Source organism: Rhizobium sp. PAMB 3174 (assembly GCF_052908375.1).
On sequence record NZ_CM128608.1, the window covers coordinates 1,123,522 to 1,149,774 of the forward strand.

The 26,253-nt window shown below is 62.8% G+C and carries 23 protein-coding genes and 1 other RNA gene; 16 read left to right on the plus strand and 8 right to left on the minus strand.

Annotated elements, in window-relative coordinates; translation table 11 throughout:
• Positions 1–50 precede the first annotated feature (50 nt).
• Positions 51–968, minus strand: a complete 918-nt coding sequence (locus ACU5AY_RS05300; protein ID WP_446828283.1) for a DMT family transporter — start codon at positions 966–968, stop codon at positions 51–53.
• Between the two features lie 152 nt (positions 969–1,120).
• Here ACU5AY_RS05300 and ACU5AY_RS05305 point away from each other — a divergent pair, with 152 nt between their 5' ends.
• Positions 1,121–2,527 carry a cation:proton antiporter domain-containing protein gene (locus ACU5AY_RS05305; RefSeq protein WP_446828284.1) on the plus strand — a complete coding sequence of 469 codons (1,407 nt, stop codon included), beginning with the start codon at positions 1,121–1,123 and terminating at the stop codon, positions 2,525–2,527.
• Between the two features lie 18 nt (positions 2,528–2,545).
• Here ACU5AY_RS05305 and ACU5AY_RS05310 read toward each other — a convergent pair whose 3' ends face one another.
• From ACU5AY_RS05310 to ACU5AY_RS05325, 4 genes are all read right to left on the minus strand, one after another.
• Positions 2,546–3,745 (minus strand): lytic murein transglycosylase, encoded by a 1,200-nt coding sequence (locus ACU5AY_RS05310; protein WP_446828285.1) that lies wholly within the window; start codon positions 3,743–3,745, stop codon positions 2,546–2,548.
• A gap of 145 nt (positions 3,746–3,890) precedes the next feature.
• Positions 3,891–4,682, minus strand: coding sequence for a glycoside hydrolase family 25 protein (locus ACU5AY_RS05315; RefSeq protein ID WP_446828286.1), 792 nt, complete (start codon positions 4,680–4,682; stop codon positions 3,891–3,893).
• Between the two features lie 134 nt (positions 4,683–4,816).
• Complete coding sequence (locus ACU5AY_RS05320; protein WP_446828947.1) at positions 4,817–5,473, minus strand: class I SAM-dependent methyltransferase; 657 nt, start codon at positions 5,471–5,473, stop codon at positions 4,817–4,819.
• Positions 5,474–5,514: 41 nt separating this feature from the next.
• On the minus strand, positions 5,515–6,765 hold the full coding sequence (locus tag ACU5AY_RS05325; RefSeq protein ID WP_446828287.1) for a DUF3419 family protein: 1,251 nt from the start codon (positions 6,763–6,765) through the stop codon (positions 5,515–5,517).
• 198 nt (positions 6,766–6,963) lie between these two features.
• On the opposite strand from ACU5AY_RS05325, the gene ACU5AY_RS05330 reads away from it, so the two are divergent.
• Positions 6,964–8,334 (plus strand): serine hydrolase domain-containing protein, encoded by a 1,371-nt coding sequence (locus ACU5AY_RS05330; RefSeq protein WP_446828288.1) that lies wholly within the window; start codon positions 6,964–6,966, stop codon positions 8,332–8,334.
• A gap of 13 nt (positions 8,335–8,347) precedes the next feature.
• Here the strand turns inward: ACU5AY_RS05330 and ACU5AY_RS05335 are convergent, their stop codons facing one another.
• The 3 genes from ACU5AY_RS05335 to ACU5AY_RS05345 all read right to left on the minus strand — a co-directional run bounded on the left by ACU5AY_RS05335 (position 8,348) and on the right by ACU5AY_RS05345 (position 11,226).
• A complete protein-coding gene (locus ACU5AY_RS05335) occupies positions 8,348–9,172 on the minus strand; it encodes a transglycosylase SLT domain-containing protein (protein WP_446828289.1) in 825 nt (274 codons plus the stop codon).
• A 106-nt stretch (positions 9,173–9,278) separates the two neighbouring features.
• Positions 9,279–9,911, minus strand: coding sequence for a LysE family translocator (locus ACU5AY_RS05340; RefSeq protein WP_446828290.1), 633 nt, complete (start codon positions 9,909–9,911; stop codon positions 9,279–9,281).
• Between the two features lie 97 nt (positions 9,912–10,008).
• Positions 10,009–11,226 carry a pyrophosphate--fructose-6-phosphate 1-phosphotransferase gene (locus ACU5AY_RS05345; RefSeq protein ID WP_446828291.1) on the minus strand — a complete coding sequence of 406 codons (1,218 nt, stop codon included), beginning with the start codon at positions 11,224–11,226 and terminating at the stop codon, positions 10,009–10,011.
• Positions 11,227–11,462: 236 nt separating this feature from the next.
• On the opposite strand from ACU5AY_RS05345, the gene ACU5AY_RS05350 reads away from it, so the two are divergent.
• The 14 genes from ACU5AY_RS05350 (at position 11,463) to ftsW (ending at position 26,251) form a co-directional block, all read left to right on the plus strand.
• A complete protein-coding gene (locus tag ACU5AY_RS05350) occupies positions 11,463–12,173 on the plus strand; it encodes a TerB family tellurite resistance protein (protein WP_446823722.1) in 711 nt (236 codons plus the stop codon).
• Positions 12,170–12,934 (plus strand): N-acetylmuramoyl-L-alanine amidase, encoded by a 765-nt coding sequence (locus ACU5AY_RS05355; RefSeq protein ID WP_446828292.1) that lies wholly within the window; start codon positions 12,170–12,172, stop codon positions 12,932–12,934. Before ACU5AY_RS05350 ends, ACU5AY_RS05355 begins: the two co-directional genes overlap by 4 nt.
• Positions 12,935–13,195: 261 nt before the next feature.
• On the plus strand, positions 13,196–13,723 hold the full coding sequence (locus ACU5AY_RS05360) for a lytic transglycosylase domain-containing protein (RefSeq protein WP_446823724.1): 528 nt from the start codon (positions 13,196–13,198) through the stop codon (positions 13,721–13,723).
• 236 nt (positions 13,724–13,959) lie between these two features.
• Entirely contained in the window at positions 13,960–15,150 is a 1,191-nt protein-coding gene (locus tag ACU5AY_RS05365; protein WP_446828948.1) for an NAD(P)/FAD-dependent oxidoreductase, read from the plus strand.
• Positions 15,151–15,199: 49 nt separating this feature from the next.
• Positions 15,200–15,597: RNase P RNA component class A (gene rnpB / locus ACU5AY_RS05370), an RNA gene on the plus strand.
• A gap of 408 nt (positions 15,598–16,005) precedes the next feature.
• Positions 16,006–16,443 carry a division/cell wall cluster transcriptional repressor MraZ gene (mraZ, locus tag ACU5AY_RS05375; protein ID WP_446823725.1) on the plus strand — a complete coding sequence of 146 codons (438 nt, stop codon included), beginning with the start codon at positions 16,006–16,008 and terminating at the stop codon, positions 16,441–16,443.
• Between the two features lie 17 nt (positions 16,444–16,460).
• Entirely contained in the window at positions 16,461–17,486 is a 1,026-nt protein-coding gene (gene rsmH / locus ACU5AY_RS05380; protein ID WP_446828294.1) for a 16S rRNA (cytosine(1402)-N(4))-methyltransferase RsmH, read from the plus strand.
• A gap of 3 nt (positions 17,487–17,489) precedes the next feature.
• Positions 17,490–17,849, plus strand: coding sequence for a cell division protein FtsL (gene ftsL / locus ACU5AY_RS05385; RefSeq protein WP_446828295.1), 360 nt, complete (start codon positions 17,490–17,492; stop codon positions 17,847–17,849).
• Entirely contained in the window at positions 17,849–19,585 is a 1,737-nt protein-coding gene (locus ACU5AY_RS05390) for a peptidoglycan D,D-transpeptidase FtsI family protein (protein ID WP_446828296.1), read from the plus strand. Before ftsL ends, ACU5AY_RS05390 begins: the two co-directional genes overlap by 1 nt.
• 71 nt (positions 19,586–19,656) lie before the next feature.
• Positions 19,657–21,120 carry a UDP-N-acetylmuramoyl-L-alanyl-D-glutamate--2,6-diaminopimelate ligase gene (locus ACU5AY_RS05395; protein WP_446828297.1) on the plus strand — a complete coding sequence of 488 codons (1,464 nt, stop codon included), beginning with the start codon at positions 19,657–19,659 and terminating at the stop codon, positions 21,118–21,120.
• Positions 21,117–22,550, plus strand: coding sequence for a UDP-N-acetylmuramoylalanyl-D-glutamyl-2,6-diaminopimelate--D-alanyl-D-alanine ligase (locus ACU5AY_RS05400; protein WP_446828298.1), 1,434 nt, complete (start codon positions 21,117–21,119; stop codon positions 22,548–22,550). Before ACU5AY_RS05395 ends, ACU5AY_RS05400 begins: the two co-directional genes overlap by 4 nt.
• Positions 22,551–22,571: 21 nt before the next feature.
• Positions 22,572–23,672, plus strand: a complete 1,101-nt coding sequence (gene mraY, locus ACU5AY_RS05405) for a phospho-N-acetylmuramoyl-pentapeptide-transferase (protein WP_446823731.1) — start codon at positions 22,572–22,574, stop codon at positions 23,670–23,672.
• Positions 23,673–23,679: 7 nt separating this feature from the next.
• Positions 23,680–25,092: a UDP-N-acetylmuramoyl-L-alanine--D-glutamate ligase gene (gene murD / locus ACU5AY_RS05410; protein ID WP_446828299.1), complete on the plus strand. Its 1,413-nt coding sequence runs from the start codon at positions 23,680–23,682 to the stop codon at positions 25,090–25,092.
• A gap of 4 nt (positions 25,093–25,096) precedes the next feature.
• On the plus strand, positions 25,097–26,251 hold the full coding sequence (gene ftsW / locus ACU5AY_RS05415; protein WP_446826049.1) for a putative lipid II flippase FtsW: 1,155 nt from the start codon (positions 25,097–25,099) through the stop codon (positions 26,249–26,251).
• Positions 26,252–26,253 lie beyond the last annotated feature (2 nt).

Here is a 26,253-nt window from a genome sequence, read left to right on the forward strand (position 1 = left end):
TAATTTATTTCAACCTGAGCGGGAATTTGCCGCTGAAATTGCCGGTGGTCTCATGCCATCCGCGGGCGCCGTTTCAGCACGCGACCGTCGAGAACCACCAGTCCCGCACCGATCAAGAGCATGCCGATCCAGTCTGCGCTGCTCAGCACCTCGCCGAGGAAAAGGGCGCCGAGAAGAATGGCGCTCGGCGGCACCAGCAGGGTGACGAGCGACGTGTTCGTCGCGCCGGCAAGGCCGATCAGCCGGAAGAACAGGATGTAGCCGAAGGCGGTCGAGGCGAGCGCCAGCGCCAGGATCGAGGCGATTGCCGCGCCTGAAGGCATGGCGATCGTCCAGGGGTGATCAATCAGGAGTGCTGCCGGCAGCATGATCAGGCTCGATGCCGTCAGCTGTCCCGTTGCCGTCACCGACGAATTGAGGTCCCTGAAAGACCGGCTGTAGATGCTGGCAAAGCCATAGGATATCGCCGCCGCCAAAGGCAGGGCGAGCGCCCAGAGCGGGATATCCGTGTGCTCGAAGGCGGTCGGGCCGATCAGCGCCACGGTGCCGGCAAGGCCGAGCGCGCATCCCGCGAGCTTCGCGCCTGTCAGCTTTTCGTCGGTCGTCAGAAACTGTGCGATTATCACCGTCCAGATCGGCGTCGTGGCGTTCAGGATCGAGGCGAGGCCGGCGCCGATCTCAGTCTGCCCCATGAAGATGAAGGTGTGCGGGACCGCGTTGTTGATGAGGCCAAGCAGCAGGAACTGCCGCCAGCGGCCGGCGAGCGACGGATAGAGCCCGTGCCGGCCGTGGAGATAGACATGCAGCGCCACGGCTGCAATCGAGAGACGCAGGAAGACCAGCGTGAAGGGTGGCACTTCGGCAACCGCGATTCGGGCGAAGAAGAAGGAGCCGCCCCAGAGCAGGCCGAGGACGAACAGCAGGGTCCAGGCGGCAAGGGTGAGCTTCTGTGCGGGGGCGGTAGCCATTGCGGGAATCCTCGGGTGTGACGGTTTGGCGAGACGGTAGAAAACGCAATTGGCGATTGCCACCCGAATCCTGCTGTGCATCATAAACATGCGCTTCGCAATCGGGGGCCTGAACGAAACTTCGAGGGAAGGACGGACCGCTGGATCCGACAGTGACAGACACCATTTCGCAATCGGCGGGCCATGGCGCCGATCTCGTCTCCATCGCGGCGGTTGTCGCCGTCGCGGCCATTCTCGGTCTCGGTTTTCTCTGGCTGCGCCAGCCGCCGCTCGTCGGCTTCATCATCGCCGGCGTGGCGCTCGGGCCGACCGGCGCGGGTCTGATCGAGAATTCGGACAACGTCCAGTTGCTCGCTGAAATGGGCGTTATCGTCCTCCTGTTCTTCATCGGCATGGAACTGTCGATCAAGGCCTTCATCATGTCGATCCGGCAAGCGTTGAAGGTCGCCGGCGGACAGCTGCTCGCCGCGATGTTTCTGGGACTGGTGACGGCCTTCTTCACCGGTGCATCGCTGTCGGAGGCCGTCATTCTCGGCTTCATCATCGGCCTGTCGTCGACGGTGGTGGCGATGAAGATGCTCGACGAGATGGGCATGCTGCGCGGCGAGGCGGGCAGGGTGGCGGTCGGCGTGCTGATCGCGCAGGACCTCGCCGTCGTGCCGATGCTGATCTTCGTCTCCAGCCTCGGCGGCGGAAACATGGATGTCTGGTCGATCATCGGCAAGATGGCGGTCGCCGTCGGCGCCATGGCGTGGCTGATGTGGTGGCTCGCCACCCACGGCAAGATCCGCATTCCGTTTGCCGAGAAGATCGAGGACAAGACGGAAATCCTGGCGCTCGGGGCGCTTGCTGCCTGCTTTGCCGCTGCGGCGATTTCCGGTTCGCAGGGGTTATCGCCGGTCTACGGCGCCTTCCTGGCCGGCATCGTCGTCGGCAATTCGACGCTTCGAAGCCGTGTCATTCCCGTCATCGAACCGATCCAGAGCATCCTGCTGGTCGTTTTCTTCCTGTCGATCGGCCTGCTGATCGACCTCAATTTCATCTGGGAGAATATCTGGACCGTCATCTTCATCTCGCTGCTGGTGGTCGCGGTGAAGACGGTGCTGAACATCGTGCTTCTGCGCAAGACCGGGTCGAGCCCGCAGACGGCGCTGGTCGCGGGCCTGTCGATGGCGCAGATCGGGGAGTTTTCCTTCGTGCTGGCAGCCGCCGGTTTCTCGGTCGGCGCGCTCGGCATCGATCTCTACCGGATCGCCATCGCGGTGACCGCCGTGTCGCTGCTCGTCTCACCGCTCTGGGTCAGCGTCATGCACCGTCTGGAGAACATCGCGACCGAAGGGCTTCAGGATTATCGCAAGGCGCTGGCGACTGCCTATTCGCACGAACTGCACGAGGTCAGCCGGTCGCGCGATGCGGTCGCACATGTTCTCCATGAGGGGCATGTGCGCTACCGCGCGGTGCGCCTGGCGGTCTTTCACCGGCGGACGATTGCGCGCAAGGCGAAGCTCGAAAAGGAAAACGCCGCCCGCCAGAAGGAAAAGGCGGACGGCGCAGAGTGATCCGTGTCAGGTTGACACTTACTTGAGAGCGGCGAGGAAAGCCGGCGTCGGCCAGCCGTCGGCCGGCAGGCCGAGGCGGATCTGCTCCTTGCGCACCGCGTCGCGGGTGCCCGAGCCCAGGATGCCGTCAACCTCGCCGACGTCGTAGCCCATGCTGTCGAGCTTTTCCTGCAGCTGCTTCATCGCCGCGCCGTCGAGACCGGGCTCGGGATTGCCGACGTCATACTTCGGCGCGCCCTCGAAGCGGGTGGCGAAGTAGGCGGCAGACGTAGTGTAGATGAAGGACTTGTTCCATTCCAGATAGATCGCGAAGTTCGGGTAGGCGATGAAGGCCGGACCCTTGCGGCCCTGCGGGAGCAGGAGATCGCCCTTGAGGTTGCCGAAGGACGTGTTGCCGTCGCGCGGCTTGACGCCGAGCTTGAACCAGTCACCCGCCGTCATCGAACTGTCGAGGCCGGATTTCTCCAGAGGAAGGTTCTCGGGCAGACTGACTTCCTGCAGCCATGGCTCGCCCGCCTTCCAGCCGAGATGCGCGATGAAGCGGGCGGCGGTCATGATGGCGTCGGGGCCGCTTTCCTTCAGGCGGACATGGCCGTCGCCATCGCCATCCTCGCCGAAGGCGACGATATCCTTCGGCAGCATCTGCACCTGTCCGACTTCGCCGGCCCAGGCGCCCGTGTTGGTCTGCGGGTCGAGGTCGCCGTGCTGGACCATCTTGATCAGCGCGATCAGCTGCGGGCGGAAGAGTTCTGGGCGGCGGCAGTCATGGGCGAGCGTGACCAGCGCATTGCGGGTGTTGAAAGAGCCCTGGACAGCGCCGAAATCGGTTTCCATCGCCCAGAATGCGGTGACGACGCCGGCAGGAACGCCGTATTCCTGCTTGGCGCGGGCGAAGACGTCGGAAAACTGCTTCATCTTCTGCAGGCCGATATTGAGGCGCGCCTGGCTGACGGTGCGCTGGGAGAATTCCAGGAAGGTCTGGCGGAAGACGCCCTGGGCGCGGTCCATCTTCAATACCTTCGGGTCGATCTGCGCGCCGGCCAGCGCCCGGTCGGCGGCATCAGCCGGAATGCCGTCGGCGACAGCCTCAGCCTTCACGCCGGCCAGAAACGTGCCGAGGTCGCCGCCACACTGCGCCTGCTGGGCTGCCGCCGGTGAGGCTGCGACCGCCAGAGACAGGGCCGCGACTGCGAGCGGAATGCTGAGGGTATGACGCATGCGAGGGGATCCTTCCTGATGTTTCTTCCGATTTTGTGACGTGTTCTTGCCAATGAGTGTGACCGAAGCAAGACACGACTGCGTTATTGGGCAGCAATAGGGGCGATGGGCGACAGGCGCCGGTCAGCCCGTGACACGGCTTCCGTTACTGGATGGACGCAACCCAGTTGCGCCAGTTGTCGGGCGTGCCGGCAAAGGCGTTGATGTCGATCGGGCCGTCGATGCCCGGCACGACGCCGGTGGACGTATACTGCCAGAAGGCCCAGCGGCGTTCAGGGTAGACTTCGCCCGGATGGCCGGCCACCGAGCGCAGCCAGAAGTGATGATCCTGGAAGGCGCCGACGAGATTGTCGCGGTGGAAGTCGACGGAGGTGTAGATGATCGGGCGCTTGCCGTAAAAAGCCTCGAGCCGGTCCATGAAGCGCTTCAGTTCGGACCGTACGGTGGCCGGATCCGGCCGTCGCTTGCAGGTCTTCGATGTCGGGTTCCATTCGGCGTCGAGCACGGGCGGCAGGCCGACTGCGGCTGCGGGCACGTTCCTGATGAACCAGTCTGCCTGTTCATCCGGCGTCGAGCAGAAATAGTAGAAATGGTACGGGGCATAGGCGAGGCCGGCGGCGCGCGCCTCGCGCCAGTATTCGTTGAAGCGCGGGTCGACGATGTCCTTGCCTTCGGTCGCCTTTATGAAGACGAAGGAGACGCCGGACGCCTTCACCTTGCGCCATTCGATATCGCCCTGCCATTTCGACACGTCGATGCCGTGGACCTTCAGACGGTCGGGATAGTTGGAGCCGAAATCATGCGGATCGGTGTCGGCGAAACGGCTGGGATGGGAAATGGTCTTGATGGATTTGGTGTCCATCAAGTCGTAGGTCGTGGAAGAGCAGCCGCCAAGCAGAGCAAGTATCGGCAGAAGAACGGTGATAAGCCGCAGCATGAATGTCCCGTTTGGCAACAATGAAACCGGATTTTCCCTCACGACCGATCCACTTCGGTGCAGAGGGACTATACACGGTCCATCCTGCTCCCGGTATCCTAAAGAAACGGTGAGATTTCTTGGTTAACCGGTGTTTAACGGACGAGGCTTTCGTCGGGCTGGTCGGCTTCGACGACCGATGTGGCGCGATAGACCGCGTGCCAGGCATAACCGCCGTTCAGCGTCTTGAAGACGAGCGTCGCACAGTGTGCTGTGGCCCGGTCTTGCAGCACGTCGCGAAGCTCCTTGCGCGGCGTGACATGAAAGCGTGCGAGCCATCCCTTGAGCAGGCCAGCAAACCATGTCGGCAGCCGTTCCTGCTGGCCGAAATCGACGATGTGCAGTTCGCCGCCGGGCGCGAGCGCTGCAATGGCGGTGTCGATCGCCTTCTGCCAATCGGGGATCATGGAAAGCGCATAGGAGATCATGATCCGGTCGAAGCCGGTCTCGCCGAACTGGGCGGGCGAAAAGGCGGTCGCATCGGCTAGCCGCAGTGCCGGACGATGACGGCAGCCCGCGAGTTTCTTTTCGGCGCTCGCCAGCATCTCGGCGGAAATGTCGAGGCCGGAAAGGCGGGAATTGGGAAAGCGCCGGGCGGACAGCAGCAGGTTGCGGCCTGTGCCGCAGCCGACTTCCAGAAGCGAGCCGCCGACGGGCACGTTGAGGCCGGCGATCGTGCTGTCGCGTCCGAGCAGGTAGTATTTGCGCGTCAGGTCGTAGATGTGCCGCTGGTAGCGGTACATGCGGTCCATGAGGCCGGCATGGCCGCGGTCGAGCGTGTCGGTGCCGGTGGTCACTGGACGATCCGCTCGTAGATATGGAAGCCGCCATAGATCGCTGAGCGGTCGCGGCTGGCGAGTTCGCGCGAGCGCTCCTCGTCATAGCGCCACTGGCTGCGGATCGCCGGATCGAGGCGGCCCTCAATGATGCTCTTCTCAGCCGCCGTGCGGAAGATAACGCGGGCATCGCCGCCGGCGGTGCGGGTGATCTCACTCCACAGCGCGTTCAGCTGCTCGTCGTTCATCCAGTCCTGGGCGTCGAGCAGGACGTAGCGGTGCAGCGAATGATCGGACTTGGTGTTGAGGAGTTCGGTGAAATTGGCGTGATGGACCGAGACGCGGGCGGTGTTGGCGCGGATCGCATCGTAGCGCTCGGGCTTCAGGTAATCGGGCAGTGTGCCTTCACCGTCGCCGGGATAGCGGCGGGCAAAGGCCTGCCAGGCGAAGTAGTTGTCCTGCAGCGGGAAATGGCAGGCGAGCTTTTCGAGGCGGTGGCGAAGGACCGGGGCGACGGTGCCGTCCGACGAGAGGCTTGCCAGCTCGTCATATTGCTGCGGCGGAATGCCGAGGCCGAACAGCGAGCTCTTGCGCTTCGTCATGGAGCGGATGACCGGCTTTTCAAACAATGGCGCGATGCGACTTTCGAAGAAGACGCGCTGTTCGTCGATCGACTTGCAGCGGGTAAATTCCTCGAGCTTCACGCCGTGCGCGCGGGCGATGAAGTGACCGGCGCCGATGAAGCGTCCGAGCAGGCCGGTGCGGTAGATGTTGCGGTCGAAGACGCGGATGCGGCGCTTGCCGGTGAGATGCCTGCCGCTCCAGTATTTGCGCGTCGCGCCATCCAGATGCTGTTCGATATGGCGGTGATAATTGGCGCTGTTTTCGGCCTCGTTGGCCGAGCCGAGGAATCTGACGACCGAGCGATGGTCGGGGAGCAGGCGGAAGGCGGCGAGCTTGAGGCGGTTCAGGTTGACGTGATGGGGGTTCAGGTCAACGACGTCGATCGATGCGGGCGAGGCGGAGAGGTAGGCGAGCATGTTGCAGCCGCCCGAGCCGATGGTGACGATGCGATGATGTGGCTGAAGCTCCATGGCCGCCATGTCGACTTCAGGGTCTTCCCAGATCTGCGGATAGACCATGCCGGAAAAGAGGAGGCCGAAGAGACGTTCCGAGAAGCCGGCCTTGCTGAAGGTCTTATGACGCAGCAGCGCGGCCTTCAGCTTGCGATTGCGGTCTATTCCGATGTCCGTCGCGATATCGCTCATCGTCAGATCGTCCCTGTTTCCAGCCGGTTTGTCCGGTTGAGCGGCGTTTAAAGGGAGTCTGCTACAGTTTGATGACGTGGACGGCGTGGGTGACCCGCCCGGGGCCGACGCCGCGGTTGATAACGGCATATTTGACACTTCCCCTGAGGACGCATTCCTGATTGCATACTGGCATATGCGTCGCGTACGGAGGATTTGGTGTTCCGCTGGTTGAAAAGATTGGTCAGGCGTCTCGTTTTCGTTCTGGTGGTTGCTCTCGTCGGCGCGTATTTCTGGCTTCTCTATTTTCCGCCGACCCTGCTCATGGTGGCCACCGGCTATGCAGCGAAGATGGGGTGCTCGGGGATATTCGTGTCCGGCCGTGATCCGGCCGATGTCTTCCGCCGCGATATCCGCCCGCAGGGCCATCCGATCTTCCACATCACGACGCTTGGCGTGAACCAGTCGCAGAAGAGCGTCACGGCGCGGCTCTTCGCCGTCTTTGCGCCGAGCACGGCGGTCTACCGCGAAGGGCTCGGCTGCACGTCGGTGCCGGACGGTCAGATCGCGGCGGCACGCGCCGTCGCCATGCCCGACCGGCCGCCCATGCCAGAGCTTGCCGCCGACATCCCGTGGCCCAAGGGCAGCTACGTTCCGGCCGAGAAGGATCCGTCGATCTCGATCCTGCTGTCCGACGAGGCGCTGACAGGCCCCGGCATGCGCGCCGTCGTCGTCGTCAAGGACGGGCAGATCGTCGGCGAGATCTACGGGCAGGGATTTACTGCCGACACGCCGCAGCTCGGCTGGTCGATGACGAAGACGGTCAATGCCGCCGTCATCGGCACGATGGTCCAGAACCGGATGATGGCGCTCAATGAAGCCGGCCTCTTCCCGGAATGGACCGACGGGCGACAGGCGATCACGCTCGCCAACCTGCTCGCCATGGAGAGCGGGCTGGCGTTCAACGAGGATTACGGCGCGGTCACGGATGTGACGCGCATGCTCTACCTCGAGCCGGACATGGCCGATTTCGCGCTGGGCAAGCCGCTGGGCGCTGATCCGGGTGTCAAGTTCAGCTATTCGAGCGGTACCGCCGTTCTGCTGTCGCATCTGTGGATGAACCGGCTGACCTCGCCGGAGCAGGCGTTGATCTATCCCTGGCGCCGTCTCTTCAATCCGCTCGGCATGACGAGCGCCGTCTTCGAGGCGGATGAGAAGGGCACCTATGTCGGCAGTTCCTATCTCCACGCAACCCCGCGCGACTGGGCGCGCTTCGGCCTGTTGCTCGCCCAGGACGGTGTGTGGAACGGCGAGCGGCGGCTGCCGGAAGGGTTCGTTGCGGCGATGGGAACGCCGACGGAGGCGTCCGGAGGGCAATATACCGAACTGCAGGCGTGGAAGAAGACCGGCGACGAGGCGAAGGGCCTGCCGTCAGACATGTTCTGGCTCGAGGGTCACGACGGACAGTCGGTCGCGGTTTCGCCGGCGAATGGTCTGGTGGTCGTCAGGATGGGCATGACGCCGAGCCGGCTAGGCTACGATCCCGCGCGGCTGGTGCGGGCGATCTCGAACGTGCTCGGGAAACGCTAAGCGGGGGGAGGGACTATTCGGCGAGAACGTAGAGCATGTTCTTGCGCTTGGCGTCGTAATAATAGCCACGCGCATACAGGCTGACGGCCTTGTCCTCGTCCTTGTCGGCAACGAGCCAGGCGCCCTTGAGATACTTCACCGCGTATTTGAGATTGGTCTCGGCGTCGAGAAGACCGTTCGGCTCGCCGTTGTAGCCCAAGCCCCTGGCAGTGTTGTAACGGATCTGCATCAATCCGTAGTTGCCCCTGTTATAGGCGGTCGGATTGTAGCGGCTTTCGCGATGAACGACACGACGAACGAGGTTCAGCGGCACCTTGTAGAGGTCGGCATACTGCTTGATCAGGCCTTCGAGCGTGTTCGAGCTCGGCTGATCGGGAACGCTGTCGTCGTCATTGCCGGTGTCGACATAGGTCGCTTCCTCGGCGGCAAGCGCCTGGGCGACCGGAATGGATGCGGTGAGAAGCTCGATGTCACGGTCCGGCGTGGCATAGGCCAGTGCACTGACCGCCCCGCTTGCCGAAGACGTATCGGTGCCGGCATAGGCGAGCTGACCTTGAGCGGGAGCGGTGCTGTCGGGCGCAAGACCGGCGACGCCGGCGGCCTCGACGGCGCTTTCGTCGTCGGCCGTCACGACTTTGCGGGGCGCCGTCGGATCGATCGGTGCAGCGGCGGACGCTGTTTGCGCAGTTGTCGCGGACGTATCAGCGGACGCAGGTGCAGGCGAGGCGGCGATTGCCGACATCTCCTGTGTGGTGCTCGTGCAACCTGAAGCCGCCATGCCGGCTGCCATGATCAGGCCGATTGCGCCGAACTGCGCTGGTGTTAAGCGTGCCGCCATTACGCCGTGCTTGTTCCTAATTTCCCCGAAATGCGATAGCAGCCGAATCCCCGAATGCCAAGGCATATTAACCATACGACGCATTGGGGCGCATTGATGGCCGAATTTAGGCCGCGTTCCGATATCCCGCGGTAATTATGCCGGCGCCGACCAGAAGCGTGCCGCCTGTGCGGTTGACGGCCTTCTGCACGGACGCCTTGCGGATGAAGCCGCGGGCCGCATCGGCAAGCAGCGCGTAGAGGAAGGCGTTGAGCGCGGCAAGCACAAGGAAGGTGGCTTCCATGATCGCCATCTGCTCGAAATAGGGTCGGTCGGGGCTCAGGAACTGCGGCACGAAGGCGATGAAGAAGACGATGCTCTTCGGATTTAACGCAGTCACCACATAGGTGTGGGCGAGAATGTGCAGCGGCCGCTGGTCGGGCAGGTTGTCGTTTTCCGCGATCGGCCCCTTGATGACCGGCGCGCGCCAGAGCTTGATGCCGAGATAGACGAGATAGGCGCCGCCGATCCACTTGAAGACCGTGAAAAGCGAGGCCGAGGCGGCCAACACGGCGCCCATGCCCAGCATGGAGGCGGTCATGGCGGTGAAATCGCCAAGCGCGACGCCGGCGACGGTCGCTGCCGCCACCTTGCGGCCATGGCCGAGCGCGTAGGAGATCACCAGCAATATCGTCGGGCCGGGAATCGCCAGCATCACGGCGGATGCCACGACAAATGCCAGCCAGGTTTCGATCTGCATTGCTTCTCTCCGGACGCGCTTTGGGTGTTTGGGAAGAGCAAGCCATCAAAGCGCCGCCCCGTCAAGCGGGGCGGGCCGCCTCATTCTGTCTCAGCCGTCAGTGCTTCGCGGGTGTGATGTTCTGGCCGATATAGTCCATCACATCCTTGAACCAGGGTGTCGTCACGTCGAACGGCTTGCCGCCCTTGATGCGCGGGAATTCGATCGCCCTGAGCTTGCCGCCCTGGCCTTCGTCGTGACCGGTCACGCCCGAAACCTTGTTGAGGCCGCATTCGACAGCGAGGTCGACCATGCTCTGGATCAGGCGCAGGTCCTGCGCATTCGCCGGTGCCGAGCGGGCGTAGTAGCCGGACTTCTGGACCATGGAGCGTTCGGCCTGCAGGAGCTTGGCGAAATGCTTCTGGAACCAGTTGCCGACATTGATCGTGTCGATCTTCACATGGCCAAAGGCGTCGCGCTTGATCTCCTCGCCGGCCGCCTCGCGGTCCGCGACGATCTGGTCGAGGCACGCGCCTTCCGAGACGAACAACGTGACGAAACCGGTGCGATCCATCAGTTCCTTCAGCCGGTCGGCTTCCGCGTCGAGATCGAAGTGCATCTCTGGCAGGTAGAGGCCGTCGATGTTCTTCAGCTCGGTGTTCATCATCATGCCCTCGATGTACTCGTTGTCACGGGTACGGTCGATGTAGGCCTTGGCGGTCGCCGCCGTCAGCCAGCCGCAGTGGCGGCCCATGACTTCGTGGATGACGAGGGAGCGAGGGGCCGCGCTCTGCTCGTTCGACACATGGTCGAAGAAGCGGGCGCCGACTTCGGCCGCCGTCCAGGCGCCGAGAGACTGCCGGATCGGCACGACGTCGTTGTCGACCGTCTTCGGCAGGCCGACGACGGTCAGCCGGTAGCCGTTGGCATCGAGATAGGCGGCGAGATCGGCCGCCGTCGTGTTGGTGTCGTCTCCGCCGATCGTGTGAAGGATGGTGATGCCGTCCTTGGCGAGTCGCTCGGCTGCGACGTGCAGCGGGTTCTCGCCTTCCTTGATCAGGCCGTTCTTAAGGCAGTCGGCGACATTTGTCAGCTTGACGCGGCTGTTGCCGATCGGCGAGCCGCCGTAGCGGTGGAGGACATGCGCCTTCTCGCGCATCTCGTTGGTGATCTGGATCTTGTAGTCCATCAGCAGGCCGCGATAGCCCGACTTGTAGGCAACGATCTCGGCATCGGGCGCGACGTCGGTATATCGTTCGATCAAGCCGCCGACCGCGGAGGAAAGGCAGGGCGCAAGCCCGCCTGCCGTCAAAATTCCCACCTTCTGCTTTGCCATGAAAACTCCCTTTCGTCCGGCGTCGCTAACCCCAGCCGCCGACGGTGGCATGGATGCTGCACTGCGCAAGCGCTGTAAAGTGAAGTTTTGAAGAAATTCAGACCAAATTTCAAAGGGCGATAGCAAATATGTGATCGTAATAGCGCGATCGTTGAAACCGTTCAGCCTTGCAAATCCGACGCGAATTTGGTCAATCTGGGTGCATGGAAAACAATGTTGCGCCGCAAGAGGCCGGAATGTCATTGTGGGAGAAGCTTCTGAATTCGGTGACGCTCACCGCATCATCGGCGCTGTCTGCGCTGATCGAAGCCGTGCGCACCAAGTTCGAGGGTGATCCCGAGACCCGCCGCAAGGTGGCCTTTTCGGTGGCCGTCATCGCGCTTTCGGCCAAGATGGCCAAGGCCGATGGAATCGTCACCATGGACGAGGTCGACGCGTTCCGGCGGATCTTCGATTTCCCGGAGAGCGAGGCAAAGAACGTCGCGCGCCTCTACAATCTCGCCCGACAGGATATCGCCGGCTTCGAATCCTATGCCGAGCGGCTTGCCACCATGTGCACGTCCTGCGATACGAATTGCGCCATCCTGGAGGATGTCATCGACGGGCTTTTCCATATCGCCAAGGCCGACGGTCTCCTGCACGAGAAGGAATTGGCCTTCCTTGAACGGGTGGCGGAGATCTTCAATATCGATGAGCTGCGCTTCGAGCAGATCCTGGCGCGCCACATCTATGTCGAGGGCAGGGACCCCTATATCGTGCTTGGCGTTTCGCCGAACGACGATTTTTCCAAGATCAAGGCGCGCTACCGCGTTCTGGTTTCGGAAAACCATCCCGACAAGTTGACCGCCCGCGGCATTCCCGAGGAGTTTCATGCGCTCGCCAATGACAAGATGGCGGCGCTGAATGCCGCCTATGCGGCGATCGAGAAGGAACGCCGGGCAGCATGACGGCCTTCGAAGCCGATTTCCCGGGCGCGACGGTTCTGCCGTCGCCCAATCATGGCGAACGCCGCGACGGGCAGACGCCGGACATGATTATTCTCCATTATACCGGCATGCCGACGGCCGAAGCGGCCCTTGGCTGGCTCAGGAATGTCGAGAGCGAGGTTTCCAGCCACTATTTCGTCGATGAGGCGGGCGCAGTGTCGCAACTCGTGCCGGAAGAACGCCGTGCCTGGCATGCGGGCAAAAGTGTATGGGCCGGCCGCACGGACATCAATTCCTGTTCGATCGGGATCGAAATTGCCAATCCGGGGCACCCCGGCGGACTGCCGGCCTATCCGGAAAGCCAGATCGCGGCGGTCGTCGAATTGTGCAGGAATTGTGTCGAACGGTGGCAAATCGCCCCGGAGAGGGTGCTCGGGCACTCCGACATCGCCCCCGTTCGCAAGGTCGATCCGGGCGAAAATTTCCCATGGAACAAATTGCATGATTCGGGCGTTGGCCACTGGGTCGAGCCCTCTTCCATCACCGGTGGACGCTTCTTTCAGCGCGGTGACGAGGGGCAGCCGGTCGAAGCCTTGCAGTCGATGCTGTCCTTCTATGGTTACGGCATTGAAATAACTGGTCGATTCTGTGAGAAAACCGAAGGCGTCGTAGCCGCTTTCCAGCGTCATTTCCGGCCCGCTCTGGTTGACGGCATCGCGGACTTTTCAACGATCGATACGCTTCATCGTCTTCTGACTTCTCTGCCGCGCTATACCTCCTGAAACCGTGAAAATCCGGAGTTTCGTGTCGGTTGGATTTCGGCCGTCATTGGCAAAATATTGCGTTGCCACATATTTTTCTCATTGCATTGTTCTAAGGAAGCCACTGAACCGCACCCGTCAAGCAAAGCGATGCTAACGGGATGCACGTTTAACCGATAGGGTCAGGCTTACGGGGGACATCCCAAAGAAAGCGTCCCGTCGCTCGCGTCTTTTTACATGGCGCGGGCTTGGTGATCCTTTGTCTGGAGTAGAATAAAGTTCATGAATAAACTGATGATTGCTGTAACGGCGACGGCTATGCTGTTTGCTGCCGGCGGAGTTGTGCGCGCTCAGGACGGCGGTGAGACGCTGGTCGACATGATTTCGACGGGGTCGATCTCGGACGGCAACCTTGCGAATGCGGACGCACCGGAGTTCTCCGACAGTCCCTACACGTCGCTGATCACCCGCTACGCCAAGAAGTACGGCGTTCCGGTCTCGCTCGCCCATGCCGTGGTCCGGGTCGAGAGCAATTTCAATCCGAAGGCGCGGGGCAGCGCCGGGGAAATCGGGCTCATGCAGATCAAGCCGGCGACGGCGCGGATGATGGGATACAAGGGCAGCTCGAAGGGCCTCTACAATCCGGAGACCAATCTCAACTTTGGCATGAAATACCTGGCGATGGCCCAGGATCTGGGCGACGGCAAGACCTGTTCGACGATCCTCAAGTACAATGCCGGCCATGCCGCCAAGCGGATGAACCCGGTCTCCAAGCGCTATTGCGGCAAGGTCCTGGCCCTGCTCGACTGACGCCGGGGGCGTTCGTCACTTCCACCGGATAGCCGGAACCTTATCGGTTTCGGCGTGCCGGCCTATCTTAAAAAGTTGATTCCGGCGCTTGTGCCCTTGCGGACGACCATCAGTCGCGGCACTTGTGGAAAGCGCTGGTCAAAGAGTCGCTTGCACCCGTCTTCTCAGGGACCGATTCAGCCGCCGGCTGATTTTCAATGATCCCTTTCAACGGTCACTGGCAGGTCTCGCAAATCATGGTCACGGATTACAAGACGATTATCATCGGCGCCGGAATGATGGGGTCGGCTGCGGCCCGCCACCTTGCGTCGATGGATAGCGGCGTGGCGTTGATCGGTCCCGGCGAGCCGGAGGTCAAGTCCGCCCATAACGGGGTTTTCGCCAGCCACTATGATGAGGCCCGGATCACCCGAACGATCGATTCCAATCCGAACTGGGCGACCTTCGCCAACAGGTCGATTGCCCGCTACGACGAGATCGCCCGCGAGAGTGGCATCGACTTCTATTCGGAGGTCGGCTGCCTGATCTGGGGCGCGGAAAGCGGCGCGGGCGCCGGCTACGTCGGCGGCGCGCTCGAATCCGCGCGGCGTCTCGGCGCCGCCGTGGAGCACCTTGACCACGAGGGGCTCGAGAGCCGCTTCCCGTATTTCCATTTGCCGAAGGATGCGCAGGCCGTCTGGGAACCGAAGGGCGCCGGCCATATCAATCCGCGACGGCTGGTCGCAGCCCAGTGCCGTCTTGCCGAAAGGAACGGCGCCGCGGTACTCCGCGAGGAGGTGTCCGAGGTCAAGGACGAGGGCGGCGCGGTGCGTGTCGTGACGTCCAAGGGCAAGTCCTATACCGCCGAAAAGGCTCTCGTCGCTGCCGGCGGCTTCCAGAACGCCAACCGATTGATGCCACGACCGCTCGACCTCAAGGTCTATGGTCGCACCGTGCAGTTTTTCGAGCTGGGGCCGGAGGAGGCGGAGCGCCTGTCCGGCATGCCGTCCGTCATCGGCAAGCCGTATTCCGAGCACGAATTCTACTACCTTCTGCCGCCGGTGCGTTATCCCGACGGACGCGTCTACCTGAAGATCGGCGGCGAGCCGGACGACCTGCTGCTGTCCGACGAGAAGGCCCTGAAGGCCTGGTTCAAGGGCGACGGCCGCGAGGCCGCGCGCCAGCATCTGACCCGCATCATGTGCAATCTGGTCCCCAGCCTGAAGGCGGAAAGCAGCCATTCGGCCGCCTGCGTCACATCGTTCACGCCGACCGGATATCCCGCTATCGCGTTCACCTCGTCACCGCGCATTGCGGTGCTGACCGGCGGGGCGGGATCTGCGGCCAAGAGTTCGGACGAAATCGGTCGTCTCGGCGCCGAACTGATCTTCACGGGTCGAATCCAGGACGACGCCTACACCACTGATTTCCGGGCAGATTTCATCTGAGCCGATATTTCGGTGGCATTCCTTTCCTGCCTCGGCTATGGACGCCCTGCCAGTTGGCTGGGCAGCCGCGCTTCACCAATGCCGAAAGGCGGTGAGGTGAGGAAAGTCCGGGCTCCACGGAAACACGGTGCCGGATAACGTCCGGCGGGGGCGACCCCAGGGAAAGTGCCACAGAAAGCAAACCGCCCGGCTTGTCCGGGTAAGGGTGAAAGGGTGGGGTAAGAGCCCACCGCGCGACCGGTAACGGAAGCGGCACGGTAAACCCCACCGGGAGCAAAACCGAATAGGAACGACGTGGCCGTCGCAAGACGGTACAGCCCGTTTCCGGGCCTGTCGTTCGGGTGGGTTGCGCGAGGCAGTGCGCAAGCATTGTCCCAGATGAATGGCTGCCACGTCCCGGAGAAATCCGGGGCCATACAGAACCCGGCTTACAGGCCAACTGGCGTAATTTTTCCTGCGGTTCGGGAAAATGACAAGTCTATGAAAAGAAAAAGATAAAACTGCATTTCTCCCTTCATTTCATCATCTCAGTTCTGACGGAATCGCGCTTGCACAAAGGCGGTTAAGTCCCGGCATTCCCTAATCTTTCGTTAAGCTTAATGGCTTATAAATGGTCGGACGCGCAGCCGCTCGGTGGCGGTTGTTCCCATTGACGCCCATATGTACCCATGGTATCCCAAAAGCACATTTTCACAGGGCGAGTTTTGGCCCGCAAATCGCGAGAATCCTGGGCGTCCCGAAACGGGATGGTCTGGAACTCGGCTGGCGGAAAAGCCGGCGATTCGAGCATTTTTGTGTTGATTGTCCGGGATGCCTCTAGGGGGGTCTCGTTCGAGGGGGCGGCAGTCTCGCGTCATGAACCGCTTTCTTTCGAATATTACCAATCGTATCGACGCCAAGGGCCGTGTTTCGGTTCCCGCGCCGTTCCGTTCGGTTCTCGCCGAGCGGCAGATAGGGGAGCTGTTCTGCTTCCAGGATTTTGTATTTCCGGCGATCAGTGCCGGCGGTCCGGAGCTTCTGGATCGTTTCGAGCGGCAGATCGTGGCGGACGATCCGTTCTCGCCGGAAGCCAACCAGATGTCGCTGCTCATTCACGGTGGCGGCGTCTACATGAAGCTCGATGCCGAAGGGCGGTTGATGGTCACGGATTTCATCCGGGATTTCACCGGCATCACGACGGATGTCACGTTCGTCGGCAGGGCGGATCATTTTCAGCTTTGGGAGCCGAACACCTTTCAGGCGGCCCAGGCAGAGGCGAGGCGGGTGCGCGGGCTTGGCGGCGGACGCACCTGAATGCACGAGGGACAGAAATGGCGGCGAATCAAGGCACGGATCAATCTGGCGCCGACGGCGGACCGGTTCGTCACGTACCCGTGATGCTGGCTGAGGTGCTCGAGGCGCTTCAGCCAGCGCCGGGCAAGCTCATCATCGACGGTACATTCGGGGCAGGCGGCTACACCTCCGCCATTCTGGAGGCCGGCGCCGATGTCATCGCTCTCGACCGCGATCCCACCGCGATTGCCGCCGGGCAGTCTCTCGTCGAAAAGAGCGCCGGTCATCTGCGGCTGGAGCAGACGGAATTCTCGAAACTCTCCGATTTTGCACCGGACGAGGGCGTCGACGGCGTCGTGCTCGACATCGGTGTTTCCTCCATGCAGATCGACGAGGCGGGTCGGGGCTTTTCCTTCCAGAAGGACGGCCCGCTCGACATGCGCATGGCCGTTTCCGGTGTTTCGGCTGCCGACGTCGTCAATCGCGCCAAGGTCAACGACCTCATCCGCATCTTCTCCTTCCTCGGCGAGGAAAAACAGGCGGGCCGCATCGCCCGGGCCATCGAGAAGAAGCGGCTGGAGCAGCCGTTCCGCACCACATTCGACCTTGCCCACCTGATCGAGAAGGTCACGCCGCGCAAGGCGCAGGACAAGATCCATCCGGCCACGCGTGTCTTCCAGGCGCTGCGCATCTTCGTCAACGACGAACTCGGTGAGTTGGCGCAGGCGCTGTTTGCGGCCGAGCGGTCGCTGAAGCCCGGCGGACGCCTGGTCGTTGTGACCTTTCATTCGCTGGAGGATCGCATCGTCAAGACGTTCTTCGGCGACCGGTCCGGCAAGGCGTCGGGTTCCCGTCACATGCCGATGGTTGCCGAAAAGGCTGCCGTCTTCGAAATTGCCGGCAAGCCGATGGTGGCCGCCGGAGAGGCCGAGGCGGCCCGCAATCCGCGGGCGCGCTCAGCCAAGCTCAGGGCAGGGGTTCGCACGGCCGCATCGGCCGGCAAGCCTGACACGTCCCTGTTCAAACTTCCTTCCCTCGCAAGTCTTTCAAAGATCGGAGCTTGAGGCATGTTGCGCAGCCTTGACTTTATGTTGATCGCGATCATGGCCGGGATGGCGGCGGTGACCTATTCCGTACGCCACCAGACGGACCAGAAAGTCGACAAGGTCCACGAACTCGAGACGAAGATAAAACAGGAGAAGGACACCATCGACCTCCTGAAGGCCGACTGGGCGCTGCTGACACAGCCGACCCGTCTGGAGGCGCTGGCCAACACCTATGTGGATCAGCTGCACCTGCAGGAGACGAAGCCGGAACAGATCGTCCAACCGAACGAGCTGCCGCGCATTCGCGAAGATGCACCCCAGACCGCTGAGGGTGAAAAGAGCCCCGTCGATGCCATTGCAACCGGATCGGTGAAACGCTGATGTCCTTCCTCTCGCGCGTCATGACCCTCAAGAGCCGTGCCCATGTTTCCACCGGCCAGCGCGGCCGTTCCTTCGACAGCAGTTTCGATGGGGCCGTCAAAATGCGAAGCCAGCTGGCGCGCAACCGGCTGATCATCATCGTCGCCGGCTTCGTGGCCGTGTACGGCGTCGTCGGTGCACGGCTCGTGCAATACGGGATGACGCCGTCGGAAACCGTTTCCTCGATCGGCCCGGCCGACCAGTTGATGGCATCGCGCCCCGACATCCTCGACCGCAACGGCGAAGTGCTGGCGACCGACATCCGCACCGTTTCGCTCTATGCCGAGCCGAACAAGATCGTCGACCCGGACGAAGCCGTCGAACTGCTTTCGACCGTTCTGCCGGACCTAGACATCAAGCGCACCTACGAGAAGCTCTCGTCGAAGACCTATTTCCAGTGGCTGCGCCGTCAGCTGACGCCGAAGCAGCAGAGCCAGATCCTGTCGCTCGGCATTCCCGGCATCGGTTTCCGTCCCGAAAAGCGCCGCTTCTATCCCGGCGGTCCGGTCGCCTCGCACATCCTCGGCCTCGTCAACATCGACAACCGCGGCATTGCCGGGATGGAGAAGTACATCGACGGGCAGGGGCTCGGAGCGCTCGCCGCAGCCGGTCTCACCTCCAACGCTCCGCTGGAGCCGGTGCGCCTGTCGATCGACCTGCGCGTCCAGTCGATCCTGCATGACGTGCTGGTCGACGCCAAGGAGAAATACCAGGCGATCGCGTCCGGCGGCGTGGTGCTCAATGCCAAGACCGGCGAAGTGCTCGCCATGGCGTCGATCCCGGACTTCGACCCGAACAACCCCTACAACGCCCTCGAAAAAGACCGTCTGAACCGCATGTCTGCGGGCACCTTCGAAATGGGCTCGACCTTCAAGACCTTCACGATCGCCATGGGGCTTGATTCCGGCCTGGTGCACATGGGTGACACGTTCGATGCCACCAAGCCCATGCATATCGGCGGCTTCACCATCCACGACTTCCATGCCACCCGACGCATCCTGACGGTCAAGGAAGTCTTCACCCATTCGTCGAACGTCGGTTCGGCACGCATGGCCGATCTCGTCGGCATCGACGGTCACCGGGAATTCCTGACGCGTCTCGGCCTTCTGACCCGCATGCAGACCGAGCTGCCGGAAGTCGCGACGCCCTCGCAGCCGAAGGTCTGGAAAAAGATCAACTCGATGACCATCGCCTTCGGCCACGGCGTGTCCACTACACCGCTGCAGACGGCCGTCGCCGGCGCGGCGCTGATGAACGGCGGCAAGCTGATCGAGCCGACCTTCCTGCCGCGCACCGAGGAAGAGGCGGACAAGGTCGCCGTACAGGTCGTCAACCCGTCGACGGTCGCCAATATGCGCTATCTCTTCCGCGCCAATGCCGTCGAAGGTTCCGGCAAGGCGGCCAACATCATGGGCTTCGATGTCGGTGGCAAGACGGGTACGGCCGACAAGGTCATCAACGGCCGATATTCCAGCCAGCACAACTTCAACGCCTTCTTGGCAGCCTTCCCGGTCGACGATCCGCAATACGTGGTCCTGACCATCATCGACGACCCGAAGCCTTTCGGCGGTGCGGGCAATACGGCCGGTTCGAATGCCGCCCCGATGGTCGGCGAAATCATCCGCCGCGCGGCGCCTCTCCTTGGAGTTCAGCCGAAATTCGGCCCGGATGGCGAAGCCTTGCTTGTGTCTTATTGATTATGGATGAATGAGCCCGGCGGGCGAGTCGCGGGGACGCAGCCCGAACAAAGCGTGGGACAAGACGTCATATGAAACTGCGGGACCTGGCCGGAAACGGCTTTCCGGAAATCGATGCGAAACTGCGTGGCGCGGAGGGTGACCTTGCCGTCACCGGCCTTTCTTCCGACAGCCGCAAGATCTCGCCCGGCATGCTGTTCGTGGCGCTCGCCGGCAGCAAGGCTGACGGCGCGACCTTCGCAGCCGATGCCGAGAAGAACGGCGCCGTCGCCATCGTTTCCGGCGTGGATGTCCCGGGTCTTTCCGTTCCTATCCTCGTCGTCTCCGAACCACGCCGCTTTCTGGCACTCGCCGCGGCTAATTTCTATGGCGCGCAGCCCGAGACCATGGTCGCAGTGACGGGTACGGCCGGCAAGACGTCGGTTGCCTCCTTCACGCGGCAGATCTGGGCAGCGGCCGGACTGGCCTCGGCGTCGATCGGGACCACCGGCATCGTGGCGCCCGGCCGCAACGAATACGGCTCGCTGACGACGCCCGATCCTGTCGCGCTACACCAGATACTTGCGGAACTCGCGGAGGCCGGCGTCACCCATGCGGCGATGGAGGCGTCCAGCCACGGCCTCGACCAGTGCCGCCTCGACGGCGTCAAACTGGCCGCTGCCGCTTTCACCAATCTCGGCCGCGACCATATGGATTACCATCCGACCGTCGAAGACTACATGGACGCCAAGATGCGGCTCTTCCGCGTCTTGCTGCCGAAGGGCTCGCCGGCGGTCATCTATGCCGACGACGCCTGGTCGCAAAAGGCGATCGCGGCGGCGAGCGAAGCGGGACACGAGGTTCTCACCGTCGGGCGCAAGGGCAATTTCCTGTCCTTGAAGCGGGTCGAGCACTTCCGCCACAAGCAGGTCGCCGAGATCCATCATGGCGACGACATCTACGAAGTCGACATCCCGCTGGCGGGCGATTTCCAGGTGGCCAATGCGCTCGTTTCGGCCGGACTGGCGATCGCGACGGGCGTCGCGCCGAAGATCGCGATGCGGGCGCTCGAAAAACTTGAAGGTGCTTCGGGACGGCTGGAGCTGGTCGGTCACACGAAGGACGGTGCGCTCGCCTATGTGGATTATGCCCACAAGCCGGATGCGCTGGAAAACGTGCTTTCCTCCGTCCGCCCGTTTACGACCGGCAAGGTCGTCGTGGTGTTCGGCTGCGGTGGCGATCGTGACAAGGGCAAGCGTCCGATCATGGGCGAGATCGCCGGACGGTTGGCTGACCTCGTCATCGTCACCGACGACAATCCGCGCTCCGAAGTGCCGCAGACGATCCGCAGCGAGATCATGGCCGCCGTGCCCTCGGCAACGGAGATCGCCGACCGCGGCGAGGCAATCCGCCATGCCGTCGGTCTGCTTGGCCCCGGCGACACGCTGATCGTGGCCGGCAAGGGGCATGAAGAGGGGCAGACGGCAAACGGCGTCACCGTTCCGTTCTCCGACCACAAGGAAATTCTGAAGGCATTGGAAGGTTTGAAGTCTTGAGCCATCTCTGGACCATCTCCGACATGATCAAGGCCATGACCGGGCGCCCGATCGGGCACTTGCCCGAGGGCATTTCCGGCATTTCGATCGACAGTCGTTCGATCGGGCCGGGCGAGGCATTCTTCGCCATCAAGGGCGACCGCGTCGATGGGCACGACTATGCGACGAAGGCGGTTGCCGGCGGCGCGGCGCTGCTGGTGGTCGCCGAGGGCAAGCTTCCGGCGCTCGGGCGACTGACCGCGCCTATGATCGTCGTCGACGACGTTCTCGCGGCGCTCTGCCGTCTCGCTTTGGCGGCGCGCAGCCGTACCGAGGCAAAGATCATCGGCGTCACCGGTTCCGTCGGCAAGACGACCACCAAGGAAATGCTGCGCCACACACTCGCGCCGTCCGGCCGGGTGCATGCCGCCGTCGCCTCCTTCAACAATCACTGGGGCGTGCCGCTGACGCTCGCCCGCATGCCGGCCGACACCGAATACGGCGTATTTGAGATCGGCATGAACCACCCGAACGAGATCCGCCCGCTTGTGAAGATGGTGCGCCCGCATGTGGCGATCATCACGACGATCGCCGCCGCGCATCTCGGCAATTTCTCCGGCCTGGAAGAGATCGCGGCCGCCAAGGCGGAGATCTTCGAAGGCGTCGAGCCTGACGGCCACGCGATCCTCAATCGCGACAACGCCCAGTTCGAATTTCTGGAAGGCGCCGCGATTGCCGCGGGCGTCTCCAATATCCATACCTTCGGCCAGCATTCCAAGGCTGACTATCGCCTTGTCGAATATGAAGGCGATGGTGAGACCGGCCTCGTGGTGGCCGAGATCGACGGAGAGACGCGCGACGTCGCCATCGGGGCCGCCGGCCGGCATATCGCCGAAAATGCCATGGCGGTCCTCGGTGCGGTCAAACTTGCCGGCGCGGACCTCGACGCGGCCGTCGCCGCGCTCGGCGCGCTGTCGGCCGTCAAGGGTCGCGGTGAGCGCCACACTCTGACGATTGACGGCAGCACCTTCACGCTGATCGACGAAAGCTACAATGCCAATCCGGCCTCCATGCGCGCGGCCATCGCGCTGCTGGCATCGGCCAAGCCGAAGGGCGAGGGCAGGCGGATCGCCGTGCTGGGCGACATGCGCGAAATGGGCGAGTTCTCCCAGGACGTCCATGCAGAGCTGGCAACGCCGCTTCTCGCTGCGGGAATTTCCGACGTCTGGCTCGCAGGGCCGGACATGGCGGCGCTGAAAGACGCCCTGCCGCCCAACGTTCAAGTAGAATACCGGGAAAAAACTGAGGATTTGGCGACTTTCGTCGTCGGATCCGTCAGGCCTGGCGATGTGCTTATGGTAAAATCGTCGCTTGGCACCGGATTCGGCAAGATTGTATCCGCGCTCCTTGACAATTACTCCGCGTTTTCCGACACGGGCGGCAACGCATGACCTCTTTTTGAAAGGTTTCTTATGCTCATCTGGCTCGTGGATTTCGCGGATCACCTACAGTTCTTCAATCTCTTCCGCTACATTACCTTCCGCACCGGCGCCGCGGTCTTCACCTCGGCGATGATTGTCTTCCTGTTCGGGCCGAGCATCATTTCCTCCCTGCGTATCCGGCAGGGCAAGGGGCAGCCGATCCGTGCCGACGGGCCGCAGACCCATTTCAAGAAGGCCGGCACGCCGACCATGGGCGGCCTGATGATCCTCGCCGGCATCATCGGGTCGTCGATGCTGTGGGCGGACCTCTCCAACATCTACGTGGTCGCGACGCTGCTCGTTACGCTCGGCTTCGGCGCCATCGGCTTCTATGACGACTACCTCAAGGTGACGAAGCAGACGGAAAAGGGCTTTTCGGCGCGCGCGCGGCTCGGCATCGAGTTCGTGATCGCTGCCATTGCCGTCGTTGCGATGATGATGATGTCGGAGCATAGCGAGCCGAACGGCGCCAAGCTTGCCACCTCGATCGCGTTTCCCTTCGTCAAGGACTTCGTTCTCGATATCGGCTGGTTCTTCATCCTGTTCGGCGGTTTCGTCGTCGTCGGTGCCGGCAATGCCGTCAACTTCACCGACGGCCTCGACGGCCTGGCAATCGTGCCGGTGATCATCGCCGCAGCGTCCTTCGGCGCGATCTCCTATCTCGCCGGCAACGCCGTCTTCGCCAATTACCTGCAGATCAATTTCGTGCCCGGCACCGGCGAACTGGCCGTTGTGCTCGGCGCGGTGATCGGCGCGGGCATGGGCTTCCTCTGGTTCAACGCGCCTCCGGCGGCCATCTTCATGGGCGATACCGGTTCGCTGGCGCTGGGCGGTCTCATCGGCACGGTTGCCGTAGCCACCAAGCACGAGATCGTCATGGCGATCATCGGCGGCCTGTTCGTCATGGAAACGCTGTCGGTGATCATCCAGGTCGGCTACTTCAAGATGACCGGCAAGCGCGTCTTCCTGATGGCGCCGATCCATCACCACTTCGAAAAGCTGGGCTGGACCGAGAGCCAGGTGGTCATCCGCTTCTGGATCATCGCCATGGCGCTTGCTATGCTCGGCCTTTCCACCCTCAAGATCCGTTGAGGGCGCGATGATCCCGGTCACTTCCTTCAAGGGCAGGACGGTTGCTCTTTTCGGGCTCGGCGGTTCCGGCCTTGCGACGGCGAAAGCGCTGGTCGACGGCGGTGCCGATGTCGTCGCCTGGGACGACAATCCGGCAAGCGTGGAGAAGGCCGGCGAGGCCGGTGTTCCGACCGCCGACCTGCATGGGATCGACTGGACGTCCGTCGCGTCCTTCGTGCTTTCTCCCGGCGTGCCTTTGACCCATCCGAAGCCGCACTGGACGGTCGATCTGGCACGGGCGGCGGGCGTCGAGATCATCGGCGACGTCGAACTCTTCGTCCGCGAACGCCGCGCTCATGCGCCCGATTGCCCGCTGATCGCCATTACCGGCACCAACGGCAAGTCGACGACGACGGCGCTGATTGCCCATATCCTGAAGTCGAGCGGCCGCGACACGCAACTCGGCGGCAATATCGGCACGGCCGTGCTGACCCTCGATCCGCCGAAGGACGGCCGGTTCTTCGTCGTTGAATGCTCGTCCTACCAGATCGACCTCGCACCGACGCTCGATCCGACCGCCGGCGTGCTCCTGAACCTGACGCCGGACCATCTCGACCGGCACGGCACGATGCAGCACTACGCGGACATCAAGGAACGGCTGGTGGCCGGCAGCAAGACGGCCATCGTCGGCGTCGACGACAGCTACTGCGTGATGATCGCCGACCGCATCGAGCGCGCCGGCGTGACCGTCAGGCGCATTTCCAGCCGGCAGGTGCTGGCGGACGGCTACTACCTCGAAAAGGGCTGCATCGTCGAAGCCGATAGCGGCGCGACGCACAAGGTGGCAGACCTCTCCGCCATCCAGACGTTGCGCGGCGCTCACAATGCGCAGAACGCAGCCGCAGCGATTGCCGCCTGCCGCGCGGTCGGCGTCTCCGAAGCGGAGATCGTCGCCGGTCTCAATTCCTTCCCGGGCCTCAAACACCGCATGCAGCCGGTCGGACGGCGCGGCAACGTCGTCTTCGTCAACGATTCCAAGGCGACCAATGCGGATGCGGCGGCGCCGGCGCTGTCGAGCTACGACCGCATCTACTGGATCGCCGGCGGCTTGCCGAAGGAGGGCGGGATCACCAGCCTCACGGGCTTCTTCCCGAAGATCGCGCGGGCCTACCTGATCGGCGAGGCGGCACCCGCATTCGCCGCGACGCTCGGCGAGGCGGTGCCCTATGAAATTTCCGGAACACTGGAAAAGGCGGTCGCCCATGCGGCCAATGACGCCGAAAAAGACGAAAACGGGCCGGTTGCGGTCATTTTATCCCCGGCTTGCGCAAGCTTCGACCAGTATAAGAACTTCGAAGTGCGCGGTGACGCCTTTGTCGGGCATGTGCGTGCACTCGATGGCATGGCGATGCTGATCGATCAGGAAACGGGAGCGAATTGACATGGTGATGAGCCGAGCGAAGCGCGGGCCGGTCGCCGACTGGTTCTGGACCATAGATCGCTATCTCCTCGCGGTGTTCGTGCTGCTGATGGGGATCGGCATGATGATGTCGTTTGCGGCGTCGCCGGCGGTCGCCGAGCGGCTGCGCTACGACAGCTTCCATTTCGTCATCCGCCACGCGGTCTTTCTGATTCCGTCGCTCGCGGTTATGATCGGGCTGTCGTTCCTGACGCCGCGGCAGGTTCGCCGCACCGCGCTGATCATGCTGGTGGCAGCCATAGCGCTGATGCTCATTGCCCTGTTCTTCGGCATAGAGGTCAAGGGATCGCGGCGCTGGATCAATATCGGCTCGTTCTCGCTGCAGCCTTCGGAATTCATGAAGCCGGCCTTCATCGTCATTTGCGCCTGGCTGTTCTCCGAGCACGCCCGCCAGCCGGAAATTCCGGGCAATTTCTTCGCGATGATCCTTTTCGTCATCGTCGCGGCGCTGCTGGTCGCGCAGCCGGACCTGGGCCAGACGATCCTGACCAGTCTCGTCTGGAGCGGCATGTTTTTCATGGCCGGCGTGCCATGGTTGTGGATCTTCGTTCTCGGCGGCCTTGGCGTCGCCGGTTTCATGACCGCCTATTACATGTTGCCGCACGTGACAGGACGCGTCGACCGGTTCCTGACCGGCGAGGGGGACACGTTCCAGGTGGATGCGGCGCGCGACGCGATCATGCGCGGCGGCTTTCTCGGACAGGGTCCGGGCGAGGGCACCGTCAAGCGGATCATCCCCGACAGCCATACCGACTTCATCTTCGCGGTGATGGCGGAAGAGTTCGGCATCATCTTCTGCATGTTCATCGTGCTGATCTTCGCCTTCATCGTCATGCGCGGCCTGTCGCACGCGCTGAAGGAAAAGAACGACTTCCAGCGTTTCGCCATCGCCGGCCTGGTGCTGCAGCTCGGCATCCAGTCTATGATCAACATCGGCGTCAATCTCGAACTGCTGCCGGCCAAGGGCATGACGCTGCCCTTTATTTCCTACGGCGGTTCGTCGATGGTGGCGATCGCGGTGACGGCCGGCTTCATCCTGGCGCTGACCCGGTTCCGACCCGAACGGCGGGCGCAGGAGCGCAGCATGTTCCGCGTCCAGGAAAGCGTAGCAGCGGAGTAATC